This is a genomic window from Methylobacterium pseudosasicola (assembly GCF_900114535.1).
Lineage (GTDB): Bacteria > Pseudomonadota > Alphaproteobacteria > Rhizobiales > Beijerinckiaceae > Methylobacterium > Methylobacterium pseudosasicola.
Genome location: NZ_FOTK01000022.1, coordinates 81,533 through 93,332 on the forward strand (window position 1 = coordinate 81,533; position 11,800 = coordinate 93,332).

9 protein-coding genes and 1 other RNA gene are annotated in these 11,800 nt (G+C 70.5%); 3 read left to right on the forward strand and 7 right to left on the reverse strand.

Going from position 1 to position 11,800, the window contains the following annotated elements:
* Positions 1 to 47 precede the first annotated feature (47 nt).
* The 5 genes from BM228_RS20285 to BM228_RS20305 form a co-directional block, all read right to left on the reverse strand.
* Entirely contained in the window at positions 48 to 866 is an 819-nt protein-coding gene (locus BM228_RS20285) for a TIGR00282 family metallophosphoesterase (RefSeq protein WP_092043458.1), read from the reverse strand.
* 3 nt (positions 867 to 869) lie between these two features.
* Positions 870 to 1,487, reverse strand: coding sequence for a 5-formyltetrahydrofolate cyclo-ligase (locus BM228_RS20290; RefSeq protein ID WP_092043459.1), 618 nt, complete (start codon positions 1,485 to 1,487; stop codon positions 870 to 872).
* Positions 1,477 to 1,633, reverse strand: a non-coding RNA gene (gene ssrS, locus BM228_RS20295) — 6S RNA. The genes BM228_RS20290 and ssrS overlap by 11 nt, the downstream gene beginning before the upstream one ends.
* 101 nt (positions 1,634 to 1,734) lie before the next feature.
* Complete coding sequence (locus tag BM228_RS20300) at positions 1,735 to 1,989, reverse strand: hypothetical protein (RefSeq protein WP_092043460.1); 255 nt, start codon at positions 1,987 to 1,989, stop codon at positions 1,735 to 1,737.
* A 224-nt stretch (positions 1,990 to 2,213) separates the two neighbouring features.
* The gene (locus BM228_RS20305) at positions 2,214 to 3,734 is read right to left on the reverse strand and encodes a glucosamine inositolphosphorylceramide transferase family protein (RefSeq protein ID WP_092043461.1); all 1,521 of its coding nucleotides are present in this window, start codon (positions 3,732 to 3,734) and stop codon (positions 2,214 to 2,216) included.
* Between the two features lie 258 nt (positions 3,735 to 3,992).
* Between BM228_RS20305 and BM228_RS20310 the strand changes: the two genes are divergently transcribed.
* Both BM228_RS20310 and BM228_RS20315 read left to right on the forward strand, forming a co-directional pair.
* Positions 3,993 to 6,098 (forward strand): GumC family protein, encoded by a 2,106-nt coding sequence (locus tag BM228_RS20310; protein WP_092043463.1) that lies wholly within the window; start codon positions 3,993 to 3,995, stop codon positions 6,096 to 6,098.
* Positions 6,095 to 7,393 (forward strand): VpsF family polysaccharide biosynthesis protein, encoded by a 1,299-nt coding sequence (locus BM228_RS20315; protein ID WP_092043464.1) that lies wholly within the window; start codon positions 6,095 to 6,097, stop codon positions 7,391 to 7,393. The genes BM228_RS20310 and BM228_RS20315 overlap by 4 nt, the downstream gene beginning before the upstream one ends.
* Positions 7,394 to 7,697: 304 nt before the next feature.
* Here BM228_RS20315 and BM228_RS20320 read toward each other — a convergent pair whose 3' ends face one another.
* Both BM228_RS20320 and BM228_RS20325 read right to left on the reverse strand, forming a co-directional pair.
* Positions 7,698 to 8,942, reverse strand: coding sequence for a glycoside hydrolase family 5 protein (locus BM228_RS20320; RefSeq protein ID WP_092043466.1), 1,245 nt, complete (start codon positions 8,940 to 8,942; stop codon positions 7,698 to 7,700).
* Positions 8,939 to 10,120 carry a DUF1972 domain-containing protein gene (locus BM228_RS20325; protein WP_092043467.1) on the reverse strand — a complete coding sequence of 394 codons (1,182 nt, stop codon included), beginning with the start codon at positions 10,118 to 10,120 and terminating at the stop codon, positions 8,939 to 8,941. Before BM228_RS20325 ends, BM228_RS20320 begins: the two co-directional genes overlap by 4 nt.
* 180 nt (positions 10,121 to 10,300) lie before the next feature.
* Between BM228_RS20325 and BM228_RS20330 the strand changes: the two genes are divergently transcribed.
* A complete protein-coding gene (locus BM228_RS20330) occupies positions 10,301 to 11,584 on the forward strand; it encodes a glycosyltransferase family 4 protein (protein WP_244537233.1) in 1,284 nt (427 codons plus the stop codon).
* Positions 11,585 to 11,800: the final 216 nt, after the last annotated feature.

The following is an 11,800-nucleotide window of genomic DNA, read 5'->3' on the forward strand; positions in this document are numbered from 1 at the left end:
TCTACCGATGCGAACCGCCGAAGTTCCTGGATCGGGCGCCCGCCGCGCTAATCCCAGAAGTGGGGCCGGCTCTCTTCGAGGTTCGGCCCGAGGCGAACCGCCGCGACTTTTGTCGCAAGGCCGTCCGCCTGGATCTCCACTGCGACGCCGCAGAGCGTCGCCTCGCCGCCGGCCACTTCCCAGCGGGAGCCCGGCGTCTTCTGGATCATCCGGCGGATCGGCTCGTCCTTCTGCATGCCGATGACCGAGTCGTAATCGCCGCACATGCCGGCATCCGACATGTAGGCGGTGCCGCCGGGCAGGATCCGGTGATCGGCCGTCGGCGTGTGGGTGTGGGTGCCGACCACGAGGCTGGCGCGGCCGTCGAGGTAATGGCCGAAGGCCTGCTTCTCGCTGGTCGCCTCCGCGTGCACGTCGACCACCACGGCGTCGGCGGCGGCCCCGAGGGGGCAGGCGGAGATCTCGCGCTCGACTGCGGTGAACGGGTCGTCCATTGCGTCGAGGAAGACGCGGCCCATCACGTTGACCACCAGCACCCGGGCGCCGCCCTGGGTCTCCACTACGGTGGCGCCGCGGCCGGGTGTGCCGGGCGGGTAGTTCGCCGGCCGCACCAGGCGGGGCTGGCGGGCGATGAACACCAGCGCCTCGCGCTGGTCGAAGCTGTGGTTGCCCAGCGTCACGGCGTCGGCGCCGGCCTGGATCAGCTCGTCGCAGATCGTCTCGGAAATGCCGAAGCCGCCGGCCGCGTTCTCGCCGTTGACCACGACGCAGTCGAGCCGCCAGCGCTCGCGCAGCTTGGGCAGGCGCTCGCAGACGACGTGACGGCCTGGGCGACCGATGACGTCGCCGAGGAAAAGCAGCCGCATGGATCAGGACTTCCTGTCGAACCGGGTCACGCCCGATTCGGTGATCACGAACTGGAGCGGCCGGTCATGCGGCTCGGCCGGCACGCGATCAACCCGTTGGACGGCGAATCCGACTCCGACGGTGAGGACGGGCCGGGCGCGGGACAGGCGGCTGATCGCGCCGTCGTAGTAGCCGCGGCCATAGCCGATGCGCTGGCCGGAACCGTCGAAGGCGGCGAGCGGCACGATCAGGGCGTCGGGCTCCACCGGCGGCAGGGACGGGTCAGGCTCGCTCAGGCCGAAGCGGCCGGCCACCAGCGCATCCCCGGCCCGCCATTCCCGGAAGATCAGTCCCTCGGGGGTCACGTGCGGCAGCGCGACCCTTTGGCCACGAGCGAGGAGGCCTTCGGCCGCGGGACGCGGATCGACCTCGCTGCGGATCGGCCAGAAGGCGCCGACCAGCCGGGCCTCGGCGAGTTCCGGGAGGGCGAGCAGCGCCTCGACGATCCGGGCGGAGGCCTCGTGCCTGGCAGCTGGCTCCAGCGCGTCGCGGGCGGCGAGGGCCGCCCCGCGCAGATCGGCCTTGAGGGCCGCATCGGTCTTGGAGGGGCCGGCTTCAGGAGAGGAAGAGTGCGGAGCCACGTGAGCCGTTGGAGGATCGATCCCGGGAAACCTACAGAGTAGGTGGGCGCCGTGTTGGCCAAGTCCAGGGACGAGGCCAGGGACAGCTCCCGAGGGAGTCGATAAGGCCCCGGGGAAAGTGCTCCTGACGAACTCTGCAGCCCCGCCTCCGCAATGTAGCGATCTCGGGGGGCTCCCGCCAGGGCCGGGGGAAGCGAAATATCGGCGGGCCGCGATCGGCCCAACAGCCTTCGTGCGCAAAGAGTCTTCAGCGCGACCGGTCGGCCGCCTCGGCGACCAGGGCGCGGGTGCCGGCCAGGATCTCGGCCCGGACGGTTTCGGTCGGGGCCGCATCCCAGAGCCGGATCAGCTCGATCAGCCCGGCCTGTGGCACGGAGGTCGGTTCGGTGAAGAACGCGTCGATCGGGACGCCGACGACGGCGGCGATCCGCGAGAGCTTGGCGTTCACGGCACGCCGCGCAGGCGTTTCGGGCCGGATCGTCGCGGTCGCAGTCACGGTCATGAAACAGCTACTCCGATTGATCGAGAGCCTTAATATTCAGACATGATCAAACCAAAATACAATCTATGCAATTAGTTCGTGCGAATTAAAGCACGTATAAGTTGCGTTATCCACCAAATGAGGTAGCGCCCCGTGGGCCGGATACCGTCTTGGCTGCTCAAGGCGTTTCCGCCCGAGGCTGAAACCGCGAGGCTTGTGTCGCGGATGCAGCCCTGCGCGCGCAATCAGGAGCGGCCGGGCATCCGGATCCGCGGGGCCCGGGCCGAGCCGTCGATGCATTCGAGGCCGCCGCCCGCATTCAGGGTGTGGAGGCGGCTGCCGGACCAGGCGGGGCCGGGCGCGATGCGGCCGATCAGGGTCTGGCCGAAGCCCTCCGGGTCGAGGCGGTCGATCCGGGCCAGACCCAGGGCGCGGCCGTAGCCCTCCGCACAATCCTGGACTGGCCGGATCAGGCGACCGCCGCGCGCGACGATCCGGCCGGCCGGCCGGGCGGTGGCGGGGTCGATCAGCACTGGGTTGGCTGGATGTGCCGTGTAGGGGCCGCGGAAATCCGGGGCGGACCAGAGGCACAGCGCGTCGTGGTAGGAGCCCGATCCCGCGGGTGCGTCGGGGATTGCGTCGCGCACGGTGGCGAAGATCCACCAGCGGCCTCCGTGCTCGATCAGGGTCGCGTCGCTGGCGACCACCCCCGAGAGCAGCGTCGCCTCCTTCACCCAGCCGCCGGGGTAACGGGTCGCGCGGTAGAGATCGACCGTGCCGGAGGCGGAGCTTTCCGGCACCATCCAGGCCGCGCCGTCCCGCTCGAACACGAACGGGTAGGACAGGTGATGGGGCTCTTCCAGCACCGGGACGGGCGTGCCCTCGGGGCCGTCCGGGCCGAAGCGCACGGCGGAGATGATCGCCTTGCCGGTCGCGTGCGGGAATTCCTCGACGAAGACATGCGTGCTCCCGGCGAAGGCCAGGGGGAACGGGTCGGCGTAGAAGCGGTGGCCGTCATCCGGCAGAGTGTTCCAGCCACTCTCGGGATGGCGCCCGAGATCGATCAGGTCCGGCCCGTCGAGGCGCCGCCAGCCGCAGCGCCAGTGCGGGGCGCGGTAGCAGAGATGGTAGAGGCGGTGGACCACGGCGCCGGCCAGCATCCGGGCGGCGCGGCGGCCGAGTTCCGCCCCCGCCAGGGTCCGCGCGGGGCCGGAGGGCCCTGCGGGCGCGGCCGAGAGTGATGTGCCGGTTCCCATGAGGCGGTGGCGCAGGGCGGCGGCGACCAGGGTCACCGTCCGGGCGAGCGCATCGTCGACGCCGGCGAGCAGGATGCCCGGTCGGTCGGTGCCGAGCCGTCCCTCGGCGACGACGTTCCCCGCCTCGATCAGCGTCAGCCGCGGCACCGCCCCGGCGAGCAGGCTCGCCAGCAGGGCGCCGTCGCCGAGCCGATCGTCGTAGGCGAGCTGCCAGATGGCTGGGCCGGCCGGGAGATCGCCGCACAGGTCGAGCACCAGATCGGGCTTCGCGTCGGGGCGCCGCCAGGGATTGAGGGCGGTCGGCGGCAGGCGTTCCGAGCCGAGTCGCGGCAGGCCTTGAATCAGTGCCTCCAGGCGGAACAGCAACTCGATCGTGTCGGGCCATCCGTCCGGGACCGGGATGGCGTCGACGCTCACGGCCTGGATGCCGGGGATGTCGGCGATCCGCTGCAACAGGGCGATCTGCCAACGGCGCGGTTCGGCGCCGTCCAGACGAACGCGGACATGCATGATGAGCGCCCCCAAACCCAGCGCGACGATCCGCCGGATAACGGCCGCAGATCCGATCTAATTCCCAAACGGTAACGGGAACGATAACTCTACAGGCTGCCGCGTTTGGTTGGGGGCGTTTACCAGACGCTGAGTAATCGGTGCTTGCCTTTACGACCCTCGGCAGTCTTGAGGGATTGTCAGCGATCTGCGCGACACTTGCAGATGAGGATGGAGCCCGCGAGGGACCGACCGAGATCGAGACGATGGTGACCGATCGTGGCACAGATCGACCGTAACATTGCCGTCGCGACCTGGCTCGCGCCGGTCCATACGGCACAACACGACCGGCCGGGCCCGACCCGGCCCGAGACCACCGCCGAGTTCGGCGACCTGTGGCGCATCCTCTGGCGGCGCAAGCGCACCGTGCTCGGTACCGCTTTGGTGCTCGGGCTGCTGGTCCTGGCCTATGCCATGATCACCCCGTCCCTCTACACCGCCACCGCGCAGATCCTGATCGACCCGCGCGACCGGCAGGTGGTGCTGAACGACGTCAATCCCGGCGCCCTCTCACCGGATGGCGGCATCGCCCAGGTCGAGAGCCAGGTGAAGGTGATCGAGTCCGACGCGGTGCTGGGCCGGGCGGTGACGCAGGTGGGGCTGGAGAGCGAGCCGGGCTTCGGAGTCACCCAGCAGGGCTTGGTCTCCCGCACCGTCGCATCGCTGCGCGAAATGGTGCTCGGGCCGAAAGCGGAGCGGCCGGTGGATCCCCGCGGCCGGGCCCTCGACCAGTTGCGCCGCAAGCTCGCGGTCAAGCGCGCCGACAAGGTGTTCGTGATCGACGTGGTCGTCACCACAGTGGATCCGGACCTGTCCGCCCGGATCGTCAACGCCATCGCCGCCGCCTATCTGGCCGACCAGACCGAGGCCCGCTCCGACGCCGCCAAGCGCGCCTCGGGCGACCTGCGCGGGCGCCTCGACGAGCTGCGCAACGCTGTGAATGCCGCTGACAAGAAGCTCGAGGATTACAAGGCGCGCAACGGCCTGATCGCCTCCAGCGGCCGGCTGGTGAACGAGCAGCAGCTGACGGATTCGAATGCCAGGCTGGTGGCCGCCCGCGGCCGGACCGCCGAGGCCAAGGCGCGCCTGCAGGGCATCAAGGATGCGCGCGGCCAGGCGGTCGGCTCCGGGGCGATGCCGGAGGCGGTCCAGTCCTCGGCGGTCGATCGGCTGCGCGGGCAATATGCCGAGCTCGCCGCGAAGGAAGCGGACCTGCGCACCAATCTCGGCGAGCGCCACCCCTACATCGCCGCCGTGCGCACGCAGATGCAGGATGTCCGCCGGCTGATCGACGCCGAGTTGAACCGCATCGCCGGCGCGGCCGAGACCGAGTACCAGCGCGCGCTGGCCAACGAGAAGTCGATCGCCGCCGATCTGGAGAAGCTCCAGCGGCAATCGGTGGCGACGGCACAATCCTCGGTGCAGCTGCGCGAGCTGGAGCGGGAGGTCGAGGCCGCCCGCACCGTCTACAACACGTTCCTGGTCCGCACCCGCGAGATCAAGGAGCAGTCGGGCATCGACAGCTCGAATGCCCGGATCATCACCTCCGCCCGGCCGCCGCAGGATGCGAGCTGGCCGCCGCGGCTGATCTTGGTCGCCGCGGCGCTTGCAGGCGGCCTCGGCCTCGGCGCCGGCCTGGCGCTGACGCGGGAATATCTGGAGCCGACGGTGCTGTCGTCGCGCCAGCTGGAGCGGCTGTCGAACGCCCCTGTGGTGGCGGTGATCCCGGGCGTACGGCCGGGGGGCGCCAGCACGGCGGCGGCGAGCTTCACCCTGGACCATCTCGCCAGTGCGGCGGGGACGCGCGGCCGGTCGCTGGCGCTGCTCGTCACTTCGGGCGAGGCCGAGGAGGCCGAGCGCCGGGCCGTGATCGGGCTCCTCGCCTCCGTGGCGGTGGCGCGCGGCGACCGGGTGCTGCTGATCGATGCCGATCTGCGCGCCGACGGCGCCGGCACGGGCGGCTTGCTCGACGTGCTGCGCGGTGAGCAGAGCCTCAACGCGGTGACGCAGGTCGATCCGAAGACCGGTGCCCGCCGGATCGGCCTCGGTGACACCCAGAAGCCGATCCGTGACGCGCTGGTGCCGGCCAATATCGAGCGCTTCCTGGCCGGCGTGAAAGGCCGGTTCGAGCTGGTCATCGTCGATGGCGGCGTGCTTTCCGAGAACCTGCGGCTCGGCCCGATCGCCGCGGCGGCGGACCGGCTGCTGCTGGTGGTCTGCAACGGCGCCACCCGCCAGCGCGACCTGATTGAGCTGGTCGACACCTCCGAAGCCCTGGGCCGGCCGGTCTCGGGCTCCCTGCTCCTCGACCGGCGCAGCGCGTGAGCACGGCGCGGCCGGCGAGCTTCGCGTTTCGGCGGGCGGCGCAGGCCCGGCCCGGCGCCGCTCTGGCGCGGATGGAGTCGCTGGCCTTCGTGCTGCTGACCCTGGTGCTGGTCGGCGTGTCGGGCGGCCTGCTCTGGGCGCTTGGGCTCAACTACGACGGGATCAGCGGCTCGGCGCCGTCAAAGATCCATCCGGCGACCTACATGGCGGTCGCGCTCGTCGGCTGGACGATGCTGCGCGCCGGCAACCCGGTGATCCCGGTGGCGCAGGCCCTCAACCGCCGGCCGGCCTGCGTGCTGCTCGCCACCTGTGGCGTGCTGCTCCTCGTGCTGATCGCGGCCCGCGGCGGCACGGGGCTCGCCGGCTCGATCGACACCTTCGTGCTGGCCGGGCTGATCCCGATCCTGCTCATGGACCGCGACGCGGCCACCCTGCGGCGGATCGAGACCGTCTTCCACCTGATGATGCTCACCAACGCTTTGCTCGGCCTGTTCGAGTTCGCCAGCGGCCAGCGCTTCTTCCCGTTCCGGTTCGACGGCATGGCGTTCGAGACCGACACGCGCTCGGCCGCGCTCCAGGGCCACCCGCTGGTCAACGCGACACTCACGGCCTGCTACGTCCTGGCGCTCGCCACGGGGGGCGGCCGGCTGTCGCCGCCGGTCCGGGCCGGGGTGATCGCCGTGCAGCTCGTGGCGCTCGTCACCTTCGGCGGCCGGTCGGCCACGGTGACGACCCTGGCGCTCGGCGGGATGGTCGGGCTGTTCGCCCTCAACCGGACCCTGCGGAGCAACCGGATCCCCCTGATCGGGGCGGCCTGCGCCTGCTTCGTGCTGACGGCGCTGCCCGTGATGGTCGCGATTCTGGCGGCTTTGGGCTTCTTCGACACGCTGCTCAGCCGGTTCGTCTCCGACGGCGGCAGCGCCCAGGCCCGGGTCGACATGCTGGCGATCTTCGACGCGATCCCGTTCCGGCAATTGCTCCTCGCCCCGGACCTTCTGCAGGTGAGCACCCTGCGGCGGATCTACGGCCTGGAATGGGGCATCGAGAACTCGATCGTCTCCGACGTGCTCTATCACGGCATCCTGGTGACGGTGCTGCTGGTCGTCGCGGTCGGGCTCTACCTCACCGAGATCGCCCGGCATTGCCGGCGCGGCGTCTGGCTGCCGATCCTGACCTTCGTCATCCTGGTCAACACCTTCGAGGGGCTGGCCGGGAAGACCACGATGCTCGCGAAGTTCGCGATGATGCTGATCGTGCTGTTTCCAATCGACTCAGATCGCAATCGCGTCGCTTGAGGCCGATCGGTAACTGGTCGGCCGAGAAGCGGTGCGGGAAATAGGAATGGCGACGCCTCCGCGGCTTCTTCAACGCTTAAGCATCCACCTTGTCATCCCGGGGCCGCGCAGCGGAGCCCGGGATCCATAACCACTGTGTGATCAATAGCTTGCACCGTCGGCGGCTCTGGATTCCGGGCTCGCCTGCGGCGCCCCGGAATGACAGGGCGGCTTACATAGCCGACAGATACAATTCGGTCAGAAGCCTGCCGAGCGGAAGCTCATATACCGGTCGCCGATATAGCGCAGGCCCTGGAAAAACAGCCTACCTCTGCGCTCCAAGTCCGAGCGCCGTAACCAGCGCCGGATCCACTGTGTGAGCGTCGTCCATCAGCCCCAGTCCGTCGAACAAGTTCCAGAACGACCAGGCGAAACCCGCCTGCTCCGCGGCGCGCCGCACGTCGCCGAGATAGGCCGCCCGGTCCGCGGGCCGGGAGGCGGTGTAGCGGGCATCGGTGCGCAGCGCCCCGAACTCCCCCATCAGCACATGCCGGGCCGGGATCCCGTAGAGATCGGCCCAGGCCGAGACCGGGGCCATCTCCTTCGCCAGATAGGCCGGCCCCGGCGCGGCCTCGCTATATTCGCGCAGCTTCGCCTCGATCACCGCGAGATCGCGGGCCTTCTCGGCCTGCGGGACCTTGGTGTCCGCCGCCATGCGAGACCGGACCGCCGCCAGGGTCTCGGGCAGGCGCGCCGGATGGCCCGGCCAGGGCACGGCGTTCAGCCAGCGATAGAACGGCTCCTCGGTGAGCCAGGTCGCGCCTTGGTGGGAGAACAGGTACGGCTCGTAGAAGTGGAAGGTGTAGAGCAGCGGCGCGAACCGGGCGAGGGTCGCCGGGTCGAGGGCCGTCAGACCGGAGACGAGGCTGCCGCAGGCGCCGGTCGCCGTGAGGGTCAGGTCCGGCGCGGCCGCCCGGGCGGCGGTGAGGAGTCCGATCTGGACCCGGTTCCAGGTGCCGGCCCCGCAGGCCTGCGGCGGCTCGTTGACCGGCTCCAGGGCCACGCGGCCGGTGCCCTTCCGGGCGGAGAGCCGGGCGAGCTCGGCGATCAAGTCGCGATAGGCCGGGTAGAGCGGCGCGCGATCTGAGCCGTAGAAGGCATCGGGCGTGTAGTGATGCGTGGCGGCGTTCGCCTGGACGTTGAGGAGGACACGCATTCCGGTCGCCAGCACGGCGTCGATCGCATCGGACAGCATGCCGAGAAGCTCGGCCCGGCGGGCGCCCGTGAAGGCGACGAACGGGCCCGGATCCAGGGGAAGCCGCGCGAAGTCGAAGCCCAGCCCGGCCAGGCGGCGCAGGTCGTCCCGGATCGGCACGGGGCGATCGGCCTGGAACGGCGGCCAGGCATAGTCGGTCCGCGGCGCCGGAAACTCGGTGGTGAGCGAGAACCATGGCCACAGGGCGATGCCGCGGCGGAGCGCGAGCGGCTCGGGGGCGGCCACGGCCGGCAGCGCGCCGGCACCCGCCACCGCGAGCCCGCCGGCCAGAACCTGCCGCCGGCTCGCCCTCACCCCTCGATCCCGGCCGTCGCCCGGGCTTGGCTCGCCTCCGCGCCGGGCCGCACCCGGGAGAGCCGTGGGTAGCCGCCGACCCGGCGCAGCTCGTCTTCGTAGGCGGCCAAGATGTCGTCCCAGCGAAACCGCTCGGCCTGTTTGCGCGCGGCAGCGGAGGCGGCCGCGACCGCGTCGTCGTCGGTGAGCACCCGCTCGATCGCGGCGGCGCAGCTGTCGCCGTCGGTGAAGTAGAACTGGCCGTCCCCGGCCGTGCCCCGGTTGAACGGGTTGTCGTGGCCGATCACGGCGTTGCCGGCCCAGAGCGCTTCCACCAGCGACGGGTTGGTGCCGCCGACCGTGTGGCCGTGGAGATAGGCCCGCGCGTGGACGCGCAGGCTCTGGACCATCTCGGGATCGTAGATCGCCCCCGGCATCAGCACCTCCAGCCCGGCCGCATCCTCGACCGCGCGGTGATAGGCGTTGCCGACCTTCAACGTTCCGAGCACCACGAGCCGCATGCCCCGCGGCTTGCGTGAGAACGCCTCAACGAGGGTCAGGATGTTGTTGTCGGGCTCGATGCGGGCGATCGAGACCAGATAGCGGCCGGGTTCGAGCCCGAGGGGCGGCGGCCCGAGATCCGCCGCCGGCGGATCGCCGCCGTAGGGAATCGTCGCGATGGCACTCCGCGGGCGGCGGCGGGCGAGATGGTCGGCGATGGCCGGGTGGTCGGCGACCAGCCGCTGGGACGACCAGGCCGCGATCCACTCGCTCAGGTAGAAGAACGCCCGCACCGGCAGCGGCCATTTCGGCCGGCGCCACTCGATCCCGTCCATGTTGGTCAGGATCTTGGCGCCGCGCGCCCGCAGATAGGGCAGGAACGCCGCGCCGTTATAGCCGAGCACGAGGCAGACGCCGCCCCGCGCCGCCGCGTTGTGCGCGCAGAGCGCGTCGAACGCCAAGGTCGCGGCCGGGCCGCGGAGCGCCACCTCCACGGTGATCAGCTCGATGCCGTTCCAGGTCCGGGTCGAGACCCGGTCCCGAACCCGCTCGACCTCCCGCTGACAATACACGCCGACGCGCCAGCCGCGGCCGGCGAGATACAGCGCGAGCCGTTCAGCGAAAGTCTCGAAGCCGCCATGGGCGGCCGGAATCCCGCGTGTCCCAAGGATAAGTAGTGTGGGCGCATCGGCGGGCACGGCTCTTCCTTTTCTGTTAGCGGCTCATATTGTACAGCGGCAGGAATAACGGTCGCCTAAATAGGCGATACAACCGTTGGTTGTTATATCCTGATAAGTATTCATCTTATGGTAGATAGTTCGATACTCGCGACATCTTCTAGCGCAGTTGGTGGCGGTGCGGCACCGCATCCCTTCGCCTTGCGTCCGGATTCGGCCCAGGGCCTGCGCCGCGATGCGTTCCCCGCCGAGGCGGGGGCTGCCGGAACGACGGGCACATTCGCGTTCGGGCGCAGCCAGGGGAGCGGCCCGGTCACGCGCATCACCTGCGTGCACCAGGGCTTCGAGCTTTACGGATCGGATCGCTGCTTCATCGAGACGGTGCGGACCATCCGGGCCGCCCATCCGGGCGCGCGGATCGATGTGGTCCTGCCCCGGCGCGGCCCGATCGTCGCGGCGCTCGAGCCCTATGTTAGCGCGATCGTGATCGAGCCCCTCTGGATCCTGCGGCGCAAGAACCTCGCCCGCCTCGCCACCCTCGGGATGATGGCGCTGCCCTTCGCGGTGGCCCGGGCGCTGCGGCGCCTCCGCGACAGCGACCTTGTCTACATCAACACCACCGTGGTGGCCGATTACCTGCTGGCCGCGCGGCTGTTGCCGGGGCGGAGCATCGTGCACGTGCACGAGATCCCGGAAGGCGCCGTGCTGAAGGTCCTGCGCGGGCTGATCCGCTGGAGCGGCGCCAACGTGGTGTTCAATTCCCGCGCCACCGAGTGCGCCTACGCGTTGCCCGCGGAGGCCACGGCCCGCGTCGTCTATAACGGCATCGCCGGCCCGGCCGAGCCGAACGGTCGGGCTTACGACGGCACGCGCCCTCTGCGGGTGCTGATGCTCGGCCGAATCAGCCGGATCAAGGGCCAAGACGTGCTGGTCGAGGCGCTTGCCTCTCTGCCCGAGGCGATCCGCAGCCGGATCGAGCTGAAGATCGTCGGCAGCGCCTTCGAGGACGCCGCCCGGGAGGAGGCGCTGGCCGCGCGGATCGTGGAGACCGGCCTGTCGAGGCAGGTCACACTTCAGCCCTTCGTGGACGATCCGTCCGAGCTCTATCGCTGGGCCGACGTGGTGACGATGCCGTCGCAGCGTCCGGAATCGCTCGGCCGGGTGGCGATCGAGGCGATGTCCTACGGCGTGCCGCCGCTGGTCACCGATATCGGCGGTCTTCCCGAGGTGGTGGCCGACGGCGAGACTGGCTGGATCGTGCCTCCCGGCGGCCCTGAGCCGATCGCCAAGGTGCTCGCCCGCATCGCCACCGATCCGGCCAGCTGGCGCGGCTTCGGCGCGGCCGCCCGGGCGCGCTACGAGGCGCTGTTCTCGGAAGCCTCGGCGGCCGAGGGGATCGACGCCATGGTGCGGGCGACCCTGCGGCGGCCCCGCACCACCGATACGGCGGTGATGGCCGAGCGGACCGCGCGCCCGACGGCCTGAGCGCGGCGTCTTCGCTTGTCTCGGCGTTGCGACCGGAATTCGACTGCCATCGATCTTTGGTGGACAATCGCCGGTGCTGTCGAATTCGGTAAGTACCGATCGATGATAATGCTCGCCGTGCCAGATGCGTGCGGTTCGGCGGTTCTGTCGCAGCGGCGTGTCCCGCTCGCCGCGCATGTCGGGCGTCTGAGGGGTTAGTCCGGCGGTGATCCGCCG

Excerpts from the sequence above, each read along its gene's own strand:
- BM228_RS20285 (WP_092043458.1), bottom strand. The coding sequence starts at position 866 with ATGCGGCTGCTTTTCCTCGGCGACGTCATCGGTCGCCCAGGCCGTCAC.
- BM228_RS20300 (WP_092043460.1), bottom strand. The coding sequence starts at position 1,989 with ATGACCGTGACTGCGACCGCGACGATCCGGCCCGAAACGCCTGCGCGG.
- BM228_RS20305 (WP_092043461.1), bottom strand. The coding sequence starts at position 3,734 with ATGCATGTCCGCGTTCGTCTGGACGGCGCCGAACCGCGCCGTTGGCAG.